Origin of the sequence: Micromonospora sp. AMSO31t, from assembly GCF_008868175.1 — a bacterium.
Taxonomy (GTDB): domain Bacteria; phylum Actinomycetota; class Actinomycetes; order Mycobacteriales; family Micromonosporaceae; genus Micromonospora.
In genome coordinates this window covers 46,116-65,826 of sequence record NZ_WBKT01000014.1, presented here as the reverse complement: position 1 = coordinate 65,826, position 19,711 = coordinate 46,116, and the positions used below count along the sequence as shown (strand labels likewise).

At 73.3% G+C, this 19,711-nt stretch carries 19 protein-coding genes; 8 read left to right on the top strand and 11 right to left on the bottom strand.

The window, feature by feature from the left end; translation table 11 throughout:
- A partial coding sequence (locus tag F8274_RS05775) for a cellulose binding domain-containing protein (protein WP_192579723.1) occupies positions 1-447 on the bottom strand: 447 nt, incomplete at its 3' end.
- A gap of 143 nt (positions 448-590) precedes the next feature.
- On the opposite strand from F8274_RS05775, the gene F8274_RS05770 reads away from it, so the two are divergent.
- Both F8274_RS05770 and F8274_RS05765 read left to right on the top strand, forming a co-directional pair.
- A complete protein-coding gene (locus tag F8274_RS05770; protein WP_151461227.1) occupies positions 591-1,082 on the top strand; it encodes a glutathione peroxidase in 492 nt (163 codons plus the stop codon).
- A gap of 80 nt (positions 1,083-1,162) precedes the next feature.
- Positions 1,163-2,455: an exo-beta-N-acetylmuramidase NamZ domain-containing protein gene (locus F8274_RS05765; protein ID WP_192579722.1), complete on the top strand. Its 1,293-nt coding sequence runs from the start codon at positions 1,163-1,165 to the stop codon at positions 2,453-2,455.
- A gap of 45 nt (positions 2,456-2,500) precedes the next feature.
- Here the strand turns inward: F8274_RS05765 and F8274_RS05760 are convergent, their stop codons facing one another.
- Positions 2,501-3,304, bottom strand: a complete 804-nt coding sequence (locus F8274_RS05760) for an SGNH/GDSL hydrolase family protein (protein ID WP_151461225.1) — start codon at positions 3,302-3,304, stop codon at positions 2,501-2,503.
- 205 nt (positions 3,305-3,509) lie between these two features.
- Here F8274_RS05760 and F8274_RS05755 point away from each other — a divergent pair, with 205 nt between their 5' ends.
- Positions 3,510-4,223 carry an HAD-IA family hydrolase gene (locus tag F8274_RS05755; protein WP_225853622.1) on the top strand — a complete coding sequence of 238 codons (714 nt, stop codon included), beginning with the start codon at positions 3,510-3,512 and terminating at the stop codon, positions 4,221-4,223.
- Positions 4,224-4,246: 23 nt separating this feature from the next.
- On the top strand, positions 4,247-5,194 hold the full coding sequence (locus F8274_RS05750; protein WP_151461224.1) for a threonine/serine dehydratase: 948 nt from the start codon (positions 4,247-4,249) through the stop codon (positions 5,192-5,194).
- A 42-nt stretch (positions 5,195-5,236) separates the two neighbouring features.
- Here the strand turns inward: F8274_RS05750 and F8274_RS05745 are convergent, their stop codons facing one another.
- The 5 genes from F8274_RS05745 to F8274_RS05725 all read right to left on the bottom strand — a co-directional run bounded on the left by F8274_RS05745 (position 5,237) and on the right by F8274_RS05725 (position 8,815).
- Positions 5,237-5,587: a DUF2203 domain-containing protein gene (locus tag F8274_RS05745; RefSeq protein WP_151461223.1), complete on the bottom strand. Its 351-nt coding sequence runs from the start codon at positions 5,585-5,587 to the stop codon at positions 5,237-5,239.
- A gap of 55 nt (positions 5,588-5,642) precedes the next feature.
- Entirely contained in the window at positions 5,643-6,461 is an 819-nt protein-coding gene (proC, locus tag F8274_RS05740) for a pyrroline-5-carboxylate reductase (protein ID WP_151461222.1), read from the bottom strand.
- A gap of 75 nt (positions 6,462-6,536) precedes the next feature.
- Positions 6,537-7,565 carry a 6-phosphofructokinase gene (locus F8274_RS05735; protein ID WP_151461234.1) on the bottom strand — a complete coding sequence of 343 codons (1,029 nt, stop codon included), beginning with the start codon at positions 7,563-7,565 and terminating at the stop codon, positions 6,537-6,539.
- A 178-nt stretch (positions 7,566-7,743) separates the two neighbouring features.
- A complete protein-coding gene (locus F8274_RS05730; RefSeq protein WP_151461221.1) occupies positions 7,744-8,247 on the bottom strand; it encodes a pyridoxamine 5'-phosphate oxidase family protein in 504 nt (167 codons plus the stop codon).
- 70 nt (positions 8,248-8,317) lie between these two features.
- Entirely contained in the window at positions 8,318-8,815 is a 498-nt protein-coding gene (locus F8274_RS05725; RefSeq protein WP_151461233.1) for a polyadenylate-specific 3'-exoribonuclease AS, read from the bottom strand.
- Between the two features lie 246 nt (positions 8,816-9,061).
- On the opposite strand from F8274_RS05725, the gene F8274_RS05720 reads away from it, so the two are divergent.
- Positions 9,062-9,754 carry a Crp/Fnr family transcriptional regulator gene (locus tag F8274_RS05720; RefSeq protein ID WP_091268212.1) on the top strand — a complete coding sequence of 231 codons (693 nt, stop codon included), beginning with the start codon at positions 9,062-9,064 and terminating at the stop codon, positions 9,752-9,754.
- A 60-nt stretch (positions 9,755-9,814) separates the two neighbouring features.
- Here the strand turns inward: F8274_RS05720 and F8274_RS05715 are convergent, their stop codons facing one another.
- Entirely contained in the window at positions 9,815-10,048 is a 234-nt protein-coding gene (locus F8274_RS05715) for a hypothetical protein (protein ID WP_151461220.1), read from the bottom strand.
- A gap of 133 nt (positions 10,049-10,181) precedes the next feature.
- On the opposite strand from F8274_RS05715, the gene F8274_RS05710 reads away from it, so the two are divergent.
- Positions 10,182-13,664 carry an adenylate/guanylate cyclase domain-containing protein gene (locus tag F8274_RS05710; RefSeq protein ID WP_370518196.1) on the top strand — a complete coding sequence of 1,161 codons (3,483 nt, stop codon included), beginning with the start codon at positions 10,182-10,184 and terminating at the stop codon, positions 13,662-13,664.
- A gap of 2 nt (positions 13,665-13,666) precedes the next feature.
- On the opposite strand, the gene F8274_RS05705 is transcribed toward F8274_RS05710, so the two are convergent.
- The gene (locus F8274_RS05705) at positions 13,667-14,359 is read right to left on the bottom strand and encodes a 1-acyl-sn-glycerol-3-phosphate acyltransferase (protein ID WP_151461218.1); all 693 of its coding nucleotides are present in this window, start codon (positions 14,357-14,359) and stop codon (positions 13,667-13,669) included.
- 196 nt (positions 14,360-14,555) lie between these two features.
- On the opposite strand from F8274_RS05705, the gene F8274_RS05700 reads away from it, so the two are divergent.
- Together F8274_RS05700 and F8274_RS05695 are read left to right on the top strand one after the other, a co-directional pair.
- The gene (locus F8274_RS05700; RefSeq protein ID WP_151461217.1) at positions 14,556-15,401 is read left to right on the top strand and encodes a DUF308 domain-containing protein; all 846 of its coding nucleotides are present in this window, start codon (positions 14,556-14,558) and stop codon (positions 15,399-15,401) included.
- 174 nt (positions 15,402-15,575) lie between these two features.
- Positions 15,576-16,991, top strand: coding sequence for a trehalose-6-phosphate synthase (locus F8274_RS05695; RefSeq protein WP_151461216.1), 1,416 nt, complete (start codon positions 15,576-15,578; stop codon positions 16,989-16,991).
- 8 nt (positions 16,992-16,999) lie between these two features.
- On the opposite strand, the gene F8274_RS05690 is transcribed toward F8274_RS05695, so the two are convergent.
- Together F8274_RS05690 and F8274_RS05685 are read right to left on the bottom strand one after the other, a co-directional pair.
- Positions 17,000-17,824, bottom strand: a complete 825-nt coding sequence (locus tag F8274_RS05690; RefSeq protein WP_151461215.1) for an alpha/beta hydrolase — start codon at positions 17,822-17,824, stop codon at positions 17,000-17,002.
- Complete coding sequence (locus F8274_RS05685) at positions 17,821-19,224, bottom strand: NAD(P)/FAD-dependent oxidoreductase (RefSeq protein WP_151461214.1); 1,404 nt, start codon at positions 19,222-19,224, stop codon at positions 17,821-17,823. Before F8274_RS05685 ends, F8274_RS05690 begins: the two co-directional genes overlap by 4 nt.
- Between the last annotated feature and the right edge of the window lie 487 nt (positions 19,225-19,711).

The window sequence follows — 19,711 nt, the reverse complement described above, 5'->3', positions numbered from 1 at the left end:
CGGCGGCGTCGTGGTGGGCGGGGTCGTCGTCGGAGGAGTGCCGCCGCCGGAGCAGGACGCGCCGTTGACCGTGCAGGTCAGCGGCGCCTTGTACGCCCCGACGCCGTTGTAGCCCCAGCTGAAGCTGGCGCCCGGGGCGAGCGGCCCGGCCCAGCTCTTCTTGACCGCCACGTAGTGGTTGCCGCTGCTGGTGACGTCGGCGTCCCAGGAGCTGCTGATGGTGGTGCCGGCGGGCAGGTCGAACTCGACGCGCCAGGTGGCGACGCTGGCGCTCGTGCCGTTGGTGACGGTCACCCGCGCCTCGTGACCGGTCCCCCAGTCCTGCACCTTGGTGAATGTGGCGGTGACGCTGCCCGCGGCGGAGGCGGTCGCCATCGGCACCGCCGCGACCGCGAGCGCGACCACGGCGCCGGTGGCCCACAGGGCCCGGCGGAGCGATCTCTTCATACGGCGTCTCCCCAAACAGTTAGGAAACTTTCCAGATTGGATGCTGAGACGCTACTCACGCGTCACCACTTCGTCAAGATGTAGATGCATCGATTCCTCGGGACCGGTGTCGATCGGCCCCCGCGGCCCCGTAGCCTCGTGCCATGACCGTTTTCGACGTGCAGATCGACGCCCTCGCCGGCGGCCCGGCCGACCTCGGGCGCTACCGCGGCCGCGCCCTGCTGGTGGTCAATGTGGCCTCCCGCTGCGGCCTCACCCCGCAGTACGCCGGCCTCCAGGCCCTCGCCGACGAGTACGCGGACCGGGGCCTGACGGTGCTCGGCGTGCCGTGCAACCAGTTCGCCGGCCAGGAGCCGGGCAGCGCCGCCGAGATCGAAGAGTTCTGCCAGGTCAACTACGGCGTGACGTTCCCGCTGACGGAGAAGGTCGACGTCAACGGGCCGCACCGGCACCCGCTCTACGCCGGGCTGGTGTCCACTCCGGACGCCGAGGGGCACACCGGTGACGTGCGGTGGAACTTCGAGAAGTTCCTCGTCGCGCCGGACGGCACGGTGGCGGCCCGGTTCGCCCCGACGGTGACCCCGGACTCCCCCGAGCTGCGCGCCGCCGTCGAGAAGGCGCTGCCGGTCGGCTGACACCGGTTTGTAGAGAACCTTCCTTGACCGCCCATCGAGCTGTAGCTAAGTTTCAATGACCCCCGGACGAGGAGGTCATGATGGAGCGCAGAAGGTTCCTGGCCGGTGCCGGTGCGGTCACCGCCGGCGCGGTGGTCGCGACGGGCCCGGGCACGCCCGGGCAGGCCGTGCCCGGCATCCGCCGGGTGGCGACCGGCTTGGACGTGCTTGTCGATTCCGGATTCGCCGCACTGGCCGGCCAGCGGGTGGGGGTGGTGTCCAACCCCACGGGCGTGGACTCGGCCTACCGCCACCTGGTCGACCTCATGCACTCCTCGGGCAGCGTGCAGGTCGTGGCGGCGTTCGGCCCCGAACACGGTTTCCGCGGGTCGGCCCAGGCCGGCGGCAGCGAGGGCACCGGGACGGACGCCCGCACCGGCATCACGGTCTACGACGCGTACGGCGCCAGCCAGGCCAAGTGGGAGAGCATGTTCACGTCCGCCGGCGTGGACACGGTCGTCTTCGACATCCAGGACGTGGGCGCCCGCTTCTACACGTACATCTGGACGATGTACACGTCGATGGTCGCGGCGGCCCGGGTCGGCAAGCGGTACGTCGTGCTCGACCGGCCCAACCCGGTCGGCGGGCGGGCACGCGGGCCCATGATGACGCCCGCCTTCACCTCGGGCGTGGGGCTGAAGGAGATCGTCCAGCAGCACGGTATGACCGTCGGCGAGCTGGCCCGGTTCTTCAACACGGAGTTCCTGCCCGCCGACGCCGGAGGCCCGGTCGACCTGGAGGTGGTGCGGTGCCGGAACTGGAAGCGTGACCGGCTCGCCGCCGACACCGACCTGCCGTGGGTGATGCCCAGCCCGAACATGCCGACGCCGGACACGGCGCTGGTCTATCCCGGCACCTGCCTGTTCGAGGGCGTCGCCTCGATCACCGAGGGCCGGGGCACCTGCCGCCCGTTCGAGCTGATCGGCGGGCTCGCCGACGACTTCGACCACCACTGGGGAGACCGGCTCAACGCCCGGAACCTGCCGGGTGTCGAGTTCCGGGAGGCGTACTTCTCCCCGACCGCGGCGGGGCAGAAGCCGGCCCTGCTGAACAAGCTGTGCGCCGGCGTCGAGGTCAAAGTCGTCGACCGGGCGGTCTACGACCCGATCCGCACGGCGGTGGCCATGCTGGTGGAGGCGCACAAGTACCCCGCGTTCGCGTGGCGGTTCGACTCGTACGACGCCGTCCGGCCGTACTGGGTGGACAAGCTGACCGGCTCGCCCCGGCTGCGCACGATGATCGACGCCGGAGCCGACGTGGACGACGTGGTCGGCGCCTGGGCCGCCGAGCTGGCGGCCTTCGAGCGGAAGCGGCGCCCGTACCTGCTCTACTGAGCCGACGACGGGCCCGGGGTGCGCGCACCCCGGGCCCCACGCCGCTCAGCCCGCGGCGGAGCGGAAGACCGGGTAGTAGCCGCCGGACTGTCCCGCGGCCGTCGGGTGGTACGAGACCGTGAGGTTCAGGACGTTCAACGCGTGCAGCCACTTCGTGCCGTAGCTGCACAGCTGGTGGCCCACGAAGATCGAGCGGACGTCGGCGAACGTGAAGCCGGCCGAGGTGGCCGCCGTGCGGGTGATGTCGTCGACCAGGTTGATCCCCTCGTTGATCTTCGCCCGGGAGGTGGCGCTCAGTCCGACGCAGACCGTGCCGAGCTGGTAGAAGACCGGGTAGCCGACCACCACGACCCGGGCGGAGGGCGCCCGGCTCCGGATGCCGTTGTAGACGGTCGCCAGCTTGCCGGGAAGCTGCGTGCGGGCCTTGTCCTCGGCGGCCTGGATCGCCGCCACGCACTGGGCCTCACCCTGGAGCACGCAGGTGCTCATGATGCTGGCGAAGCCGACGTCGTTGCCGCCGATGGTGACGCTGACCAGCGTGGTGGTCGAGGAGAGCGCGGAGAGCTGGTTGTTGATGACGTCCGTGGTGGTCGCGCCGGAGCAGGCGACCGAACGGTACGAGGCCGGCCTGATGTTGGTGTTGTAGAGCGCCGGGTAGGCGTTGTTGCTGCGCAGGCAGGACCCGCTCTCGGAGGTGTAGCTGTCGGCGCCGACGCCGGAGGCGTACGAGTCGCCGAGAGCGACGTAGCGGTCGGCCGGGGCCGCCTGGGCGGGGGCGGCCAGGGTCAGCGTGATGCCGAACGAGGCGGCGAGGGTCAGGGCGAGGGTGGCAAGACGGGATCTCCGCACGTCGCACTCCTGGGGGTGGGAAGTGGTGGTGAGAGATAGATATCAATGAATCAGGTCCCGGCGGAAGATCAACATTTCGCGAGGGCTGCCCATAGACCCTTATCACTACAAATCATTGCCGGGGTGCTGAGCAAGGCTGAAGGTTTTCGCCACGGGGCGACGGCGGCGCACCTCGCGCCGGACGTGAGAGTTATAGGCTGAACCGGTGATTCGGGCTGTGATCGTGGACGTCGACGACACCCTGTGCCTCACACAGGCCGCTTCGTTCGCGTTGGAGAACGAAGTTCTGGCGGAGCTGGGCCGGCCCCCGATGCCCCGGCACGTGCATCTGTCCACCTGGGGCGAGCCGCTGCTGGACGCCATGCCCACAAGGTCGCCCGGCCTCGACCTGCCCCGTTTCTCGGCGCTCTATCGGCGCGCGCTGAAACGGCACATCGCCGACGGTCGCCTGGATGTCATTCCGCCCGAGAACCTTCGCGCGCTGGACGAGTTCGTGCGGCATGGCCGGGCGGTGTTCCTGCTGACGTCGCGGACCGAGGACGAGGTCCGGCACATGTTGGCGGCCGACCACGTCCTGGCCGAACGAGTCGGTGGCATCTACCATGCCGGCAACACGCGCTTCCGCAAGCCGGATCCGCGGGCCTTCGACGAATTGCTGGCGACGACGGGAATACCACCACGCCACTGCGTCTATGTGGGGGATTCACCGGGCGACGCACTGGCCGCCGGCGGTGCGGGCCTGCATTTCGTCGGCTGCCTGCAGAGCGGCGTCCGGAAACCGGCGGACTTCGACTCCCGTTACGTCGACGCCTTCATCGATGCCTTCTCCGACATCGTCGGTGTGGTCCAACAACTCGACCAGTTCACTACCGACGCCGGCCCGGTGGCCGACGATCAGGTGGCGCAGCAAGCCGGATGACGTCTGCGTACTAGGCTCGGCGGGTGCGGTTGATCACCGGGGACGACATGACGGCGGCCGAGCGGCGCCTCGACGGGCGGCTGGTCCGCACCCCGCTGCTGGACGCGCCGGTCCTCGGCGCCGACCTGGGCCTCCGGCTCGCCGTGAAGGCCGAGAACCTCCAGCACACCGGGAGCTTCAAGGTCCGCGGCGCCACGAACGCCCTGCTCGCCCACGCCGAACGCCACGGCACACCGGCCGGGCTGGTGGCGTTCTCCGCCGGCAACCACGCGATCGCCGTGGCCCACGTGGCCCGCGCCGCCGGCCTGCCCGCGGTGGTCTGCATGCCGCCGCACGCGGTGCCCGGCAAGCTGGCGACGGTCCGCCGGCTCGGCGCCGAGGCGGTGCTCACCGACGACCTGCTGGCCACCGCCGAGGCGGTCGCCGCCGAGCGCGGCTTCCACCTGCTCGCGCCCTTCGACGACCCGGACGTGATCGCCGGTCAGGCCACCGTCGGGCGGGAGATCCTGGCCGACGGCCCGCCCCCGGACCTCGTGCTCGTGCCGGTGGGTGGCGGAGGGCTGATCAGCGGGATCGCCGCGGCGATCCGGGCCGGGTCACCGGGGACGCGGATCGTCGGAGTGGAGCCGGACGGGGCCAACGCCATGTCGTACGCGCTGCGGACCGGGACCCGCACCTTGCCGGCCCGCCCCGCTTCGGTCGCCGACGGCCTCGCCGCCCCGTTCGCCGGGCGGCACACCCTGACGCACGTCCGGGCGCTGGTCGACGCGGTGGTCGAGGTGCCGGAGGCGGCCGTGCTGCCCGCCTGGGCCGAGCTGGTGGAGGCCACCAAGCTGCTGGTGGAGCCGGCCGCCGCGGTCACCCTGGCGGCGCTGCGGGCGGGGCTGGTCGAGGTGGCGCCCGGCGAACGGACCGTCCTGGTGCTCAGCGGCGGCAACGTCGCGCCGGCCGTGCTGGCCACCCTCGGCTGACAGGTCGGACCGGGCGGCGACAGGCCCCGCCCGTTCTGTCGCTCAGACCGGGCGGCGGCCGGCGAAGCCGCACTCCACCCGGTGGTACCAGCGAATGTCGGGGTCCCCCTCCAGCCAGCACCAGAGGACCGCCCGGCCCTCCCGCTCGCCGGGGAAGTCGAGCAGCACCGGGGCGATCCCCTTGACCTGGATGCCGTGCTGGTGGAACTCCTCCACGAGGGCGTGCAGCCGGGCCTCCAGGGCCTTCACCTCGGCCAGCCCACCGAGGACGCTGGCCCCGTGGTCGGCCAGGTCCATCCGCAGCTCGGCCAAGTCGGCGCGGAGCCGGATCAGCTCGTTGACGCGCGGCCGCAGGGTGGCCACCAGGTGTCGCGCCTGGGCGAGAGTGAACACCGCGCCAGTATGGGGCACGCCGGGACATCCCCTCCGGGTCGCCGTGCCGGCGGGGTCAGTCGGCCTGGGCGGCGAGTTCGCGGGCCCGGTCGCGGGCCGCTTCGAGGGCCGCCAGCATGGCCGCGCGGACGCCGTGGTTCTCCAGCTCCCGGATGGCGGAGATGGTGGTGCCGGCCGGCGAGGTGACCGCCTCGCGGAGCTTCACCGGGTGCTCGCCGGAGTCGCGCAGCATCACGGCGGAGCCGATGGCGGTCTGCACGATCAGCTCGTGCGCCACCTGGCGGGGCAGCCCGAGCAGGATGCCCGCGTCGATCATGGCCTCGACGAGCAGGTAGAAGTACGCCGGGCCGGAGCCGGAGAGGGCGGTCACCGCGTCCTGCTGGGACTCGGGCACCCGGAGGGTGGCGCCGAGCGGCTTGAACATCTCCTCGGCCAGGGCCAGGTGCGCGCCGGTGGCGTGCGCGCCCGGCGAGATCGCGGTCATCGCCTCGTCGACCAGGGCCGGGGTGTTGGTCATCACCCGCACCACCGGGGTGCCCTCGGGCAGCCGGCGGTTGAAGAAGGCGGTGGGCAGGCCGGCGCAGAGCGAGATGACCAGCTTGTCGGCGGGCACCTTCGGGCCGATCTCGTCCAGCAGCGCCGCCGCGTCCTGCGGCTTGACCGAGATGGCGAGCACCTCGGCCTCGTCCACCGCGGCCAGGTTGTCCACCACCCGGACGCCGTACCGGGCGGCCAGTTCCTCGGCGCGGGCGGGTCGCCGGGCGGTGGCGAGCAGCCGCTCGACCGGCCAGCCGGAGCGGAGCAGCCCGGAGAGCATCAGCTCACCGATCTTGCCCGCGCCGATCACCGCGACCGTGTGCACCTCGGGTGCCATGAGCCGTACCCCTCTCCGTGGAGGTGCGGCGCGGCGGGGCCTCGCCGGAGGACCCGCCGCGCCGCCCGCCGTCGGTCAGCTGCCGAAGAAGACCTCGGCCTCGGCGTACCGCTCCAGCGGCACGGTCTTCAGCTCCCGGGTGGCCTCGGCCAGGGGGACGCGGACGATGTCCGTGCTCTGCATCGCGACCATCTTGCCCCAGTCGCCCTCGTTCGCGGCGTCGATGGCGTGCAGGCCGAGCCGGGTGGCGAGCACCCGGTCGAACGCGGTCGGGGTGCCGCCGCGCTGGATGTGGCCGAGGACCACGGTGCGGGCCTCCTTGCCGGTCTTCGCCTCCAGCTGCTCGGCGAGCCACTGGCCGATGCCGCCGAGGCGGACGTGGCCGAACGCGTCGAGCTCCTGGTTGTGCAGCACCATCTGGCCGTCCAGCGGCTGGGCGCCCTCGGCGACCACGACGATCGGGGCGTACTGGTGCTGGAAGCGCTTCTCGACGTAGCCGGCGACCTGCTCGACGTCGAACTGCCGCTCGGGCAGCAGGATCACGTTGGCGCCGCCGGCGAGACCGGCGTGCAGGGCGATCCAGCCGGCGTGCCGGCCCATCACCTCGACGACCAGCGTGCGGTGGTGGCTCTCCGCCGTGGTGTGCAGCCGGTCGATCGCCTCCATGGCGATGTTCACGGCGGTGTCGAAGCCGAAGGTGTAGTCGGTGGCGCCGAGGTCGTTGTCGATGGTCTTCGGCACGCCGATGACGTGGACGCCCAGCTCGTGGAGCTTGGTGGCCACCCCGAGGGTGTCCTCACCGCCGATCGCGATGAGCGCGTCCACGCCCTGCGCGGCGAGGTTGTCCTTGATCCGCTCCACGCCGCCGTCGATCTTGAACGGGTTGGTCCGGGACGAGCCGAGGATGGTGCCGCCGCGCGGCAGGATGCCACGGACGTCCGCGATGCCCAGCGGCCTGGACAGGCCCTCCAGCGGACCCTTCCAGCCGTCCCGGAAGCCCACGAACTCGTGACCGTAGGTGGCGACGCCCTTGCGGACCACCGCCCGAATCACCGCATTGAGACCTGGGCAGTCGCCGCCGCCGGTGAGCACGCCGATACGCATGATCTGCTCATCCTCCTGGAGCATCAGGTGAAGCCCGGATAAGCCCCAGGATATGTGTCAGATCAGACCATCGGCGCCGTTGCCGGCCCGGGGCGGGCCGTCACTGCGCACTGTAGTCGGCGTGGGTGCCCGCCGACACCGCGCCCCGGCCCGTCCCGGCCCCCGGACCGGCTACCGGTCAGTAGCTGACCTCGTGGTTCTCCCCCGCCTCCGGCGGCTGCCCGGTGACCGCGGCCCGGGCCAGGCCGAGCAGGTTCACCACGGTGTTGCCCGGGGCGTCCCAGTACTCGGCCGAGCCGGCGTGCACCCGGATCAGCGTGATGCCCGGGGTGTCCAGCCCGTCCGGGAACCAGGCCTTCAGCAGCGGGCTCCACAGCCGCTCGGCCCGGGCCCGGTCCCACTGTTCGACGGCCGTGCCGGCCACCGACACCCAGGCGTGGTGCCGCTGGTCGGAGAATCCGACGTTGACCTGCGGGTTGACCCGGATCTGGCGGACCTTCGCGGAGTCCGCGTACGCGAAGAACCACAGGTCGCCGTCGAACTCCGCCTCCTGGAGCCCCATCGGGCGGCTGACCAGCCGCCCGTCGACTGCGGTGGTGGTCAGCAGGCAGATTCGCGCGTCCCGGATCAGCTCGGTGACCCGGCGGCGGCCGTCCTCGGCGCTGGTCGGCTGCTGGCTCATGCGCCCTCCCTCGGCGTTCGGTTCGAGGCGAACCCTGCCCGGGACAGAAACGGTCAAACCTGCCGACAGGTCACCGGGTGGTCATGGCTCGCCAGCGGGCCAGGTTGTGCCGGGCGTCGACAAGCGCGTCGTGCCGGTCCGCGTCGGCGTCCGGCAGCCGCGGCCGGCCCCGGTCGTCCCAGAGCTGGCGCAGCTCCTTGGTGAACCGGGGGATCTCCCGGGGCAGCGCCGGCATCGCCCCCCAGAGCTGGGCCAGCACCACGTGGTCGTACGCCGCGTACCAGGCCCAGAGCTCCAGCTGCTCCCCCGGCCGGTCCCGGACCGGCGCCATGAGGAACTCGTGGAGGTCGTCGCGGATCCGCTCCCGGGACCGCCAGGCCCGGTCGGCCGGCGAGGGGAGCTTGTCCAGCACGTTGCGGCGCACCCAGGGCACGGCCCGGGAGTCGTCGAACTCGGTGGAGACCGCGTAGAACTCGCGGCCGTACTCGTCGACGACGCCGATCGACACCAGGTCGACGATCCGGCCGTCCTCGATGAATTCGCAGTCGTAGAAGTAGCGGTAGACCATCGGCACCATCCTCGCCCACCGCCGTCACCCGCCGGTCGCCGGGGCCGCCGCCGAGCTGGGACGGCAGGCCACGGCAGCTGGGGACGGTCACGGAAGTGTCTCCAGGGGTGTACAGCACGCGACGGGACCGTCATGATCTGATGTGTACCGCTACCGGACGCCGAACCGGTTGAGATACCTCGCGCCGGGGATGACAGGTTCACCCGGTGCGCGGGTTGTGGTCCTTGACCGGGGAGGGGTTGGGCCGTGGAGATGCGCCTGCCGGAGCCGGGTGACGCGCTCACGGGCGTCGAGATGTTCGCCGGGCTGGAGCCGGAGGTGCGGCAGCGGGTCATCGCCGCGGCGGTGCCCCGCACCTACCGCAAGGGCCAACTGCTGTTCGTCGAGAACGACCCCGGCGAGTCGCTGATCGTGCTGCGCCGCGGCGCGGTCGCGGTGTTCCGCACCGCCCCGACCGGCGAGCGCGCGGTGCTGTCGGTCATCCGGCCGCCGGACGTGCTGGGCGAGGTCTCCCTGTTGGACGCCTCCACCCGGTCGGCGTCGGCCGAGGCGATCGAGGACTGCGCCGCGCTGGCGCTGTCCCGGCCGGCCTTCATGGAGCTGGTGCACTCCAACCCGCGCATCCTCGACGCCGTGATGCGCTCCCTGGGCCAGCTGATCCGGCGGCTCACCGAGCAGAACGCCGACCATGTCTTCCTCGACCTGCCCGGCCGGGTGGCCAAGACGCTGGTCCGGCTGGCCGGCGAGAGCCAGGCCCCGATGATCACCATCGAGCTCAACCAGAGCCAGCTCGCCGAGATGGCCGGCGGCTCGCGACAGAGCGTCAACCAGGCCATCGGCTCCTTCGCCAGCCGCGGCTGGCTGCGCACCGAGGGCCGCCGGATCGTGGTCACCGACGTGGCCGCGCTCCGCCGCCGCGCGGGCATGAACGACCGCTGAGCGCCGCCCGGTGACGGGCCGGTGGGGCCGGCGGGTCCACCGCCGGCCCCACCGTCGGCGTCACTTCCCCGTGGTGTCGGCCGGCGGCGCGCTCGGGCCGGGGCCGATCTTCTTCGGGTCGGTCTCCTTGGTCGGGGTGGTCGTCGTGGTCTCGGTCGATCCCGTGCCCGGCTGCTCTACCATGCCCTTTTCCTCCAGTTCGGCGAGGGTGACGGCGTCGACGTCGACCGTGTCTCCCGGCGTCCACACCGTCCCTCGTGGATCGGTCCAGGAGGCGGACAGCCGGACGTGCACGGCACTCTCCCTGTCGACGGAACTTCCTGGTACGGAAGACTAGACCCGGCCGATCAGCCGTGACGTCCCGCCGACCCGTCGGGTACCCGACTGCGCGGTCGCGCGGGACGATGGGGACCTCACTCGTACGGAGCTGGACATCGACCTCACCTGTGGACACTGCTCCCGGACCGCCGGACCGGACGACCGTTACTGCGGCGGTTGCGGCCGGCCCCTCGCGGCGACCTGCCCGGGCTGCGGTCACGCCAACAACGCCGAGGCGAACTTCTGCACCAACTGCGGGCAGCCGCTACGCGACCACGCGGTCTCGGTGCAGGAGGACCGCCGGCAGGTCAGCGTGCTCTTCATCGACATCGTGGACTTCACCGCCTACGCGGAACGCGCCGACCCGGAGCAGGCTCGCGGGCTCCAGCAGGTGTACTTCGGCACGGTGCGCCGGCTGGTGCACCAGTACGGCGGCGTGGTGGAGAAGTACATCGGCGACGCGGTGATGGCGCTGTTCGGGGCGCCGGTGGCGACGGACAACGACGCGCTGCGCTGCGTACGGGCGGCACTGGAGCTGCAACGGAGCCTGGCCCGCCAGCCGGCCGGCCCGCACCCGCCGCTCGGCTTCCGGGTCGGCATCGCCACCGGCGAGGCCCTGGTCGACCTCGCGGCCGCCCGCGACGGCGGCCAGGCGTTCGTCACCGGCGACGTGGTCAACACCGCGTCCCGGTTGCAGGGGCTGGCCCCCGCCGGCGGCGTCGTGGTCGACGAGAGCACCTGGGCGGCCACCCGGCACGAGATGGAGTACGCCGACCAACCCCCCGTGACGCTGCGGGGGCGGTCGGCGGTCACCCGGCTCTGGCTGGCCGTGCGCGCCCGGCCCCGCCGCGACGGGCAGACCGCCGAGCTGACCCCGATGGTCGACCGGGACCACGAGCGGGGCCTGCTGGTCAGCGCGCTGCACCGCACCGTCACCGAACGCACCTCCCAGCTGCTGACCGTCTTCGGGCCGGCCGGGGTGGGCAAGAGCCGGCTGCTGCGCGAGCTGGCCCGGCACGCGGCGAACCTGCCCGGCGCGCGGGTGACCTGGCTGATCGGCCACTGCCCGCCGTTCGGGGAGAACGTCACCTACGCCGCCCTGGCCGACATCGTCCGGAGCTGGATCGGGCTGCCCGACTCCGACGATCCCGCCGCCATGCGCGAGCGCCTGCGGGACCGGCTGGGCCGGCTGGCCGACCCGCACGCGGTGCGGCTGGCCGAGGCGTTGGGCCCGCTGGTCGGCGTGCCCGGGGAACGGCTCACCTCCGCCGAGACGGAGGCGGCCTGGCGGCGGTTCCTGCTCACGCTGGCCGCCACCGGTCCGACCGTGCTCGTCTTCGAGGACATGCACTGGGCCGACGAGACGATGCTCTCCTTCGTCGAGCAGCTCGGCGCGGCCGCCCGCAACGTGCCGCTGCTGGTGATCGCCACCGCTCGCCCGGAGCTGCGGGAGCGGCACCCGGCGTGGACGGGCACGATCAGCGGCGCGATGTCCATCTCGGTGCCGCCCATGCACGACGGGGACATCGACACCCTCTACTCGCTGCTGCTCGGCCACGCCACGCTGCCGGCGGAGGCCCGCGGGCCGCTGCTCGAGTTCGCCGACGGCAATCCGCTGTACGCCCAGGAGTACGCGCGGATGCTGCTCGACGGCGGGCTCGTCGACCGGACGACCGCCCTCCCCCCGCTGGACCCGATGGGTGGCACGGGGATGCCGCGGACCGTCCAGGCGGTCATCGCCAACCGGCTGGACCTGCTCGACGCGGCCGACCGGGCGGTCCTGCAGGCCGCCTCGGTGGTGGGCGTGCAGTTCTGGGCGGCGCCGGTGGCCCTGGCCCTGGGCCGGCCCGCGGAGTGGGTGGAGCGGGCGCTGCACCGCCTCCAGCGCCGCGACCTGGTCTACGAGCTGCCCACCTCGACCATGCCGGGCCAGCCCGAGTACCGGTTCCGGCACATCCTGGTGCGCGACGTCTGCTACCAGCGGCTGCCCCGGGCGGAACGGGTCACCCGGCACCAGCGCACCGCCGACTGGCTCGAACAGCTCGCCGACGGACGGCAGCACGACCTGGCCGAGGTGCTGGCCAACCACCGGTGGGCGGCGCACGAAATCGCCCGCACGGTCGGCCTCGACCCGGCCCCGTACGCCCGGGCCACCCGGTCGGCGCTGCACCGGGCCGCCCGGCGGGCGTACGCGCTGCACGCGCTGGACACCGCGGCCACGCTGGTGGGCCGCGCGCTGGCGGTGGAGTGCGGACCGGACCCGTCGCTGGAGCTGTTCGAGGCGGAGCTGGCGTTCTACCGGGACCAGGACGGGTTCCTGGTGGACGGGGGCAGCGACTCCCTCACCTCCCTCGCGGACCGGCTGGCGGGGGCGGGCGACCTGCCGGGCGCGGCGAAGGCGTGGCGGTTGCTGGCCACCGCGGCGTGGGCCCGGGCGGACCGGTCGGAGACGCTGCGCTGCCTGGACCGGGCGATCCGGCTGCACGCCGAGCTGCCGGACAGCGAGGACAAGGTCGGCGCCCTGCTGGAGCTGGCCCGGATGCACATGCTCGACGCGGAGGCCGAGCCCGCGTGCGCCGCCGCCCGGGCCGCCGCCGAGCTGGCCGAGCGGCTGGAGCTGCGTGAGGCGCGGGCGAACGCCCGGATCACCCTGGCGGTGGCGCGCTACCAGGCCGGCGTCGACGGGGCGTACGCCGAACTCGCCGAGGTGACCGAGGAGTGCCGGGTGGAGCGGCTGACCAGCCGCCGGCGCGCCGTGCACAACCTGGCCTGGGCGCTGCAGGAGGAGGGCGACCTGACCGGCTCGGCCCGTCTGGTCGACGAGCAGCGCTCGCTGGACCTGGCCGGCGAGCACGGCCTCACGGTCAGCTTCGCCGACCAGTGGACCCGGTCGTACTACAGCGGCGACTGGACGGCGGCCTTGCGGATGGCCGAGGGGTCGACCCGGCGCCCGACCGACGAATGGGACCTGCACATCGTGGCGGTCTCCGGCTGGATCCGCGCCCTCGGCGACGCGCCCGCCGGTGACGGCACGGACGACGCCGGCGCCGACCTGGTGGACCAGGCGCTGGTCGCCGCCCGGCGCAGCGGCTTCCTGCGGGTGCTGCGGTCCACCGTGGCGCACGCCGCGTTGTGCCGGGCGGTGCAGGGCCGCCGGGACGAGGCGCTGGAGCTGCTCGCCGAACTCGACGCCGACTGGCGGCGGACCCGGATGATCCCGTTCGCGGAGTGGGTGCCGGCGGTCGGGCACGTGGCGGGGGTGCTCGGTGGGGAGGCGGCACTCCTGGTCCGGGACCTGCTGGCCCGGGCTCCACGGACCACGCGCTGGGCGCGGGCGGCCGGCCGGTCCGCCGACGCGGCGCTGGCCCGGCGGGACGGCGACACCCGGAGGGCCGCCGGCCTGTTCAGCGCGGCGGCGGAGAGCTACGGCGACATGACCGACGTCACCGACCACGTCATCGCGTCCGCCCTCGCGGTGGGGCCGCTGGCCGAGGTGGATCCGGCGGCCGCGGCGGAGATGCTCGCCCGGGTGCGCGCCTTCGCCGAACGGCACGCCGCCGGCGGCCTGCTCCGGATCGCCGGGGCCGGCTGACGTCAGGCGGGCACCGGCTCCGGGGGCCGGGCCTTCGCCTTCTGCGCGTACATGTCCACGTACTCGCGGCCGGAGAGTTCCATGAGCTCGTACATGATCTCGTCGGTGACGGCGCGCTCGACGAACCGGTCGCCGGACATCCCGGCGTAGCGGGTGAAGTCCAGCGGGGCGCCGAAGCGGATCCGCACCCGGCCCAGGTTGGGGACGATCTGACCGGTCGGCTGGATGGCGTCGGAGTTGAGCATGGCCATCGGCACGACGCGGGCGCCGCTCTCCAGGGCGAGCCGGGCCACCCCGGTCTTGCCCCGGTAGAGGCGGCCGTCGGGCGAGCGGGTGCCCTCCGGATAGATGCCCGCGATGCCGCCGGAGCGCAGCACCGTGAGCTGGGTGTCCAGCGCGGCGCGGGCCGCCCGGCCGCCGGAGCGGTCCACCGGGATGGTGCCGGAGCCGACGAAGAACATCTTGGTCAGCCAGCCCTTGAGGCCCCTACCGGTGAAATATTCGGCTTTCGCGATGAATGTAACTTTTCGCTTGACGATCAGCGGGGTGAAGATCGAGTCCGAGAACGAGAGGTGGTTGCTGGCCAGGATCACCGGGCCGTCCTCCGGGACGTTCTCCAGCCCCTCCACCTGCGGGCGGAAGATCAACCTCAGCAGCGGGCCGAGGATGATGTACTTCAGCAGCCAGTACAGCACCGGGGTCCTTCCAGGCGGGAGCGGTGACGGGCCACGATCGCCGGCGCCGCCGGGACCGTACCCGGGGCGCCGTCGGCGAGCGGGACTGTCGGGGAAGAGCGTACGAAGAGGGAGCGGCACGCCACAACGCACTCCCGGAACCGGGTCCCGACGTGTCAGGATTCAGGGCACGACGATGCGGCGAAGGGGGTGTCCGGTGTCAGGGGGTGGGCCCCGTCGGGGACGGCGGGACAACGGGCTCGACGCGGCCGAGTACGCGGTCGCGGGCGACGTCGATCCGCGCGTCGGTGAGCACCTGCTCGACGTGCTCGCCGCGGGCGGGATCGCCGCCTACCTCCAGCCCTCGGCCGACCTCAACCCGGTGACCCGCACCACCACGGTCCCGTCCCGCCCGATCGACCGGCTCTACGTCGACCGCTCGCACCTGACCACCGCCCGCGACTACCTCACGCAGCTCAGCGACGAGGAGGGCCGCGAGCCGGCCCGCGACGACGAGCCGGACATCGAGGCCGAGTGGGCGAAGATCGTCGCCGGTTTCCACACCGCGCCGAGCGGCGGGAGCCACCCCTGGCCGGCCGCGGAGGACGTCGACGAGCCGGTGGACCCGACCACCCCGGGCGGCGGCGCACCGGGCCGTGCCGAGGAGACCGCCGGTCCGACCGCCACCGACGTGCGCCGGCTGCCCTACGCGGCGGACGTCTCCGGCATCTCGCTGAGCCCCGGGCGGCAGGACGAGCCCTCGCTCCTGGACGGCCTGGACACCTTCGGCGCCGACCTGCCCGGCGGCGAGGACGAGGAGCACTTCACCCCGCCACCGCCGCCCCCGCTGCCGCGCTTCTCGAAGTACGCGGTGCTGGGCGTGCTCTGCATCGTGGTCGGGTTCCTGCTGTTCCTGTCGCCGACCGTGCTGTCGGTGGTCGACCCGTCGGTGGTGACGCTGCTCGGCTTCACCGGCATCCTGGCCGGCTTCGTGATGCTGATCTGGCGGCTGCGCCCCGGCGACTCCGACGAGCACGACCCGGACGACGGCGCGGTCGTCTGACCCCGCTCGGCACCGGCCGCCCGGATGGCGGGACACGCGCGTCCCGGGCCGGCCGTGTAACAGGGGTGTAACTTACTGTCAGTAGGAATACCGCTGAACGTCACTTCGCGCACCGGCTGTCCGGGTTGTGCGCCTCTTCCGGTGGTCGGTCCTCTGCTGATCGGAATGCCCGAGATGCGACAGAGTCCCCTCGTGGTGGTCGCCAACCGCCTCCCCATCGACGACAGTGTGGCGCCGGACGGCGCCTTCGAGTGGCGCCGCAGCCCCGGCGGCCTCATGAACGCCCTGCACCCCCTCCTCCGGCACACCCCGGCGACCTGGGTGGGCTGGGCCGGCGGCACCGGCCCGGCCCCGCACCTGCCCGACGTGGACGGGGTCCGGTTGCGCGCCGTCGCGCTCAGCGGCGAGGACTTCCGCGACCACTACGAGGGCTTCGCCAACGCCACCCTCTGGCCGCTCTACCACGACGCGGTCGAGCAACCCGAATATCACCGGCGCTGGTGGGAGGCGTACCAGCGGGTCAACCAGCGGTTCGCGGAGGCCGCCGCCGAGGTGGCCGAGCCCGGCGGGCTGGTCTGGGTGCAGGACTACCACCTCCAGCTCGTGCCGGGGCTGCTCCGCGACCTCCGCCCCGACCTGCGGATCGGCTTCTTCCTGCACGTGCCGTTCCCGCCGCCGGAGCTGTTCATGCAGCTCCCCCGCCGGGCCGAGCTGCTGCGCGGGATGCTCGGCGCCGACCTGATCGGCTTCCAGCGGGCCCAGGCCGCGCACAACTTCGCCCAGCTCGCGGCGAAGGTGCTCGACCTGCCCGCCACCGACCGGCGGATCGGCGTCGGCGACCGGGTGGTCCGCATCGGCGCCTTCCCGGTCTCCATCGACACGGCCGAGATGGGCGCGCTCGCCGCCCGGCCCGACGTCGCCGACCGGGCCCGGCGGCTGCGCCAGGATCTCGGCGACCCGGAGCGGGTCATCCTCAGCGTCGACCGGATGGACTACACCAAGGGCATCGAGCAGCGGCTCAAGGCCTACCACGAGCTGCTGACCAGCGGCGACGTCAAGGTCCGGGACACCGTGCTGGTGCAGGTGGTGGTGCCCAGCCGGGACCGGGTGGCCCAGTACCAGGTCCTCCGCGACCGGGTGGAGCACCAGGTGGGCCGGATCAACGGCGAGTTCGGCCGGGTGGGCGAGCCGGCCATCCACTACCTGAGCCAGCCGTTCGACCGCACCGAACTGGTCGCCCTCTACCGGATCGCCGACGTGATGGCGGTGACCCCGCTGCGGGACGGGATGAACCTGGTGGCCAAGGAGTACGTGGCCGCCCGGGTCGACGGCACCGGCGCGCTGCTGCTCAGCGAGTTCGCCGGGGCGGCCGCCGAGCTGGCGCAGGCGTACCTGGTCAACCCGCACGACCTGGACGGGCTCAAGGCCGCACTGCTGGCCGCCCTGCGGGCCGCGCCGGACGATGTCGCGGCCCGGATGCGGGCCATGCGGGAGCACCTGAGCCGCAACGACATCCACACCTGGGCGGGCTCCTACCTGAGCGCGCTGGAGGAGACGGCCTTGGTCACCCGGCGCACCAGGGTCGGCTGACCCCGCGCTCAGCCGAGGGCGGGCGCCGGGTCCTTCTCCAGCCAGTCGAGGATCGCGTCGACCGGCTCCCGCCAGCGGGCATCGAGCATCAGGTCGTGCCCCATGCCGGGAAACAGCAGCGGGGCCGAGGCGTAGCGGCGGGCCGCCCGGGTCAGCGCGGCCGCCGGCACCACCCGGTCGTCGGGGCTGCCCAGCACGAGCACCGGCGGGCGGCCCACCGCCGGCTCCGGCTGCCGCCCGGTGAGCAGCTGCCACTGCGCCCGGCGGCCGGCCCGGCCCAGCCGGGCGAGGTGGCGACGGGCGTCGGCGTCGGGCAGTTCCCGGCTGAACAGCTGCCGGCGGTTCAGGCGCAGGCCGGCGCCGAACACCGCGGGCACCGTGCCGGCCGGGTTGCGGCGCAGCGCCGTGCCGAGGGTGCCCCAGCCGCCGAGCACCGGCGCCACCAGCACCGCCGCCCGGGCCGGGTAGCGGGCCAGGGCGTGCGCGACCACCCGGGCGCCGGCGCCGTGCCCCACCAGCACCGCCTGCCGCGGCAGGCTCGCCGCCACCTGGACCACGTCATGGGTGTACGACCGCAGCGTCGCCCCCGGCGCCGGCTCGCTGCCGCCGTGCCCGCGCAGGCTCAGCGCGTACGCCGGAAAGCCGCGCCCGGCGGCGTGCCCCAGCCAGTGCTCGGCGAACGCCCACGCCCCGTGCCCGAACCCGGGCACGAACAGCAGGGGCGGCTTCGCCTGGTCCAGCTCGGGCACCGCCGCGACGACCTCGCGGCGGGCCGGCCGCTCCGGACGGGCCCACTCCCAGCCCCGGACGACCCGCACCCGCTCGGCAGTCACTTGTCCTCCAGGTCTCGGAGCGCCCGCTGGAGCGCGCGCAGGTAGTCGGCGTGCCCGACCTCGAACCAGTGCCGGGTGCTGTCCTTCACCCGGCCCGAGTACCGCTCGCCGAGACCGGCCGCCACCCGCTGGCCGAATGCGGCGGCCCGGTCCGGGCGGGTGGCGCGCAGGGTGAGCAGCCGGGCGAAGAGCACGCTCTGCCAGTGCGAGATGGGGAAGATGCCGGAGTCCGGCTGCACCAGGCCCACGACGGCCAGGGTGGGGTGCCCGGCGGCGAACGCGTTCAGCCAGAGCCGGGGCCGGCCCGAGCCGTCCGCGTCGCCGAGCACCCGGCCCTCCAGGAACTCGAAGCGCGGCAGGTAGCCGGTGGCGAAGACGACCAGCTCGGGGTCGATCTCCCGGCCGTCGGCCAGCACGACCGTGCGGTCGCCGAACCGCGCGACGTCCGGCACGGGGCTGATCTCGCCGTGGCCCACGTAGTAGACGAGCTGGCTGTTGGCGATCGGGTGGGTCTCGTAGACCCGGTGGTCGGGCCGCGGCAGGCCGAACCGGGTCAGGTCGCCGACGGTGAGCCGCAGCGTCCAGTGGTAGAGCCACTGCCGCACCCGCAGCGGCACCCGCAAGGCGAGCAGCGTGTCGTTGACCTGGTCGGCGGGGCGGCCGAGGACGTACTTCGGGGCGTACCAGTAGCCGCGGCGGGTGGAGTGCCAGCAACGGGACGCCTGCTGGGCCGCCTCGACCGCGATGTCGCAGCCGGTGTTGCCGGCGCCGACCACCAGCACCCGCTTGCCGCGCAGCTGCGCCGGGTCCTTGTAGGACGAGGCGTGCATGACCTCGCCGCGGAACTGCTCCAGCCCCTCGTAGCGGGGCAGCTTCGGCGACCAGTTGTGCCCGTTGGCGAGCACCACGCCGGCGTAGCGGGAGGTGCGCTCCGGGCCGTAGCCGCCGGTGCTGCGGGTCGTGACGTCCCAGCGGTCCCCCTCGACCGGCTCCACCCGGACCACCTCGGTGCCGAACCAGACATGCTGGCGCAGGTCGAAGTGGTCGGCGTAGCGCTCGAAGTAGGACAGCAACTGGGCGTGGTGCGGGTAGTCCGGCCAGTCGTCCGGCATCGGGAAGTCGGGGAACTGGGTGAACGGCCGGGACGAGATGAGGTGCGTGCTGGCGTAGACCGGGCTGCGGTCGTGCCGCCAGTTCCACGCCCCGCCGACGCCGGTCTCCCGCTCGTAGCAGTCCACGCCGAAGCCGGCCTCGCGGAGGTTCTTCACGGCGGTCAGGCCGCTGGCCCCGGCGCCGATGACGCAGACGGTGTCGCCCCGGTCGGAAACCGGGCGGCCGTCCCGGGTCGGGGCGACCGTGGGGTCCGGGTCGGGACGGCCGAGGTCGGTGGAGGAGGACACCGGGGAATCTCCTTTTGTGCGGCACGAGTGCCGGGTCGGTGCGAAATCCTGCCGACAATGCGCGCCGTTGTCCAGCCGCCGCAGGGTGGAGTGTTGCGGCGACCCGTTTCCGTGGCGCTGCGTGACGAGCCGAGCGATCACTCAGCGTGTGGCCTGGCCACCGCTCCCCACCGCACCCTCGGCCGCCTTTGCTCTGCAGCCATGCGCGCAGCACCCTGCTGAGCTGCCGCTCCCCGCTCACCCTCGGGGTCGAGCGACGGCGCCACCCTGACTCAGGGTGACCGATGCGCAGATGGCTGCAGAGCAAAGGCGGTTGAGGGGTGGGCGGTGGGAGCTGGCGATGTCACGGTCCGTCACACGGCCATCGGCGCGCCACCGGCCCGCGCCGGACCGTGGCACGACGCGGGCAGGTGGCCGGTGCGGGCGGGTGGCCGGTGCGGGCGGGTGGCGCTGCGGGCAGGTGGCCGTGCGGTGAGCGCGCGGGGCG

What these genes read in the sequence shown, in the direction of transcription:
- F8274_RS05730 (WP_151461221.1), bottom strand. Translation starts at nt 8,247, where the DNA reads ATGAGCCAGCAGCCGACCAGCGCCGAGGACGGCCGCCGCCGGGTCACC.
- F8274_RS05770 (WP_151461227.1), top strand. Translation starts at nt 591, where the DNA reads ATGACCGTTTTCGACGTGCAGATCGACGCCCTCGCCGGCGGCCCGGCC.
- F8274_RS05725 (WP_151461233.1), bottom strand. Translation starts at nt 8,815, where the DNA reads ATGGTCTACCGCTACTTCTACGACTGCGAATTCATCGAGGACGGCCGG.
- F8274_RS05765 (WP_192579722.1), top strand. Translation starts at nt 1,163, where the DNA reads ATGGAGCGCAGAAGGTTCCTGGCCGGTGCCGGTGCGGTCACCGCCGGC.
- F8274_RS05735 (WP_151461234.1), bottom strand. Translation starts at nt 7,565, where the DNA reads ATGCGTATCGGCGTGCTCACCGGCGGCGGCGACTGCCCAGGTCTCAAT.
- F8274_RS05695 (WP_151461216.1), top strand. Translation starts at nt 15,576, where the DNA reads ATGCGACAGAGTCCCCTCGTGGTGGTCGCCAACCGCCTCCCCATCGAC.
- proC (WP_151461222.1), bottom strand. Translation starts at nt 6,461, where the DNA reads ATGGCACCCGAGGTGCACACGGTCGCGGTGATCGGCGCGGGCAAGATC.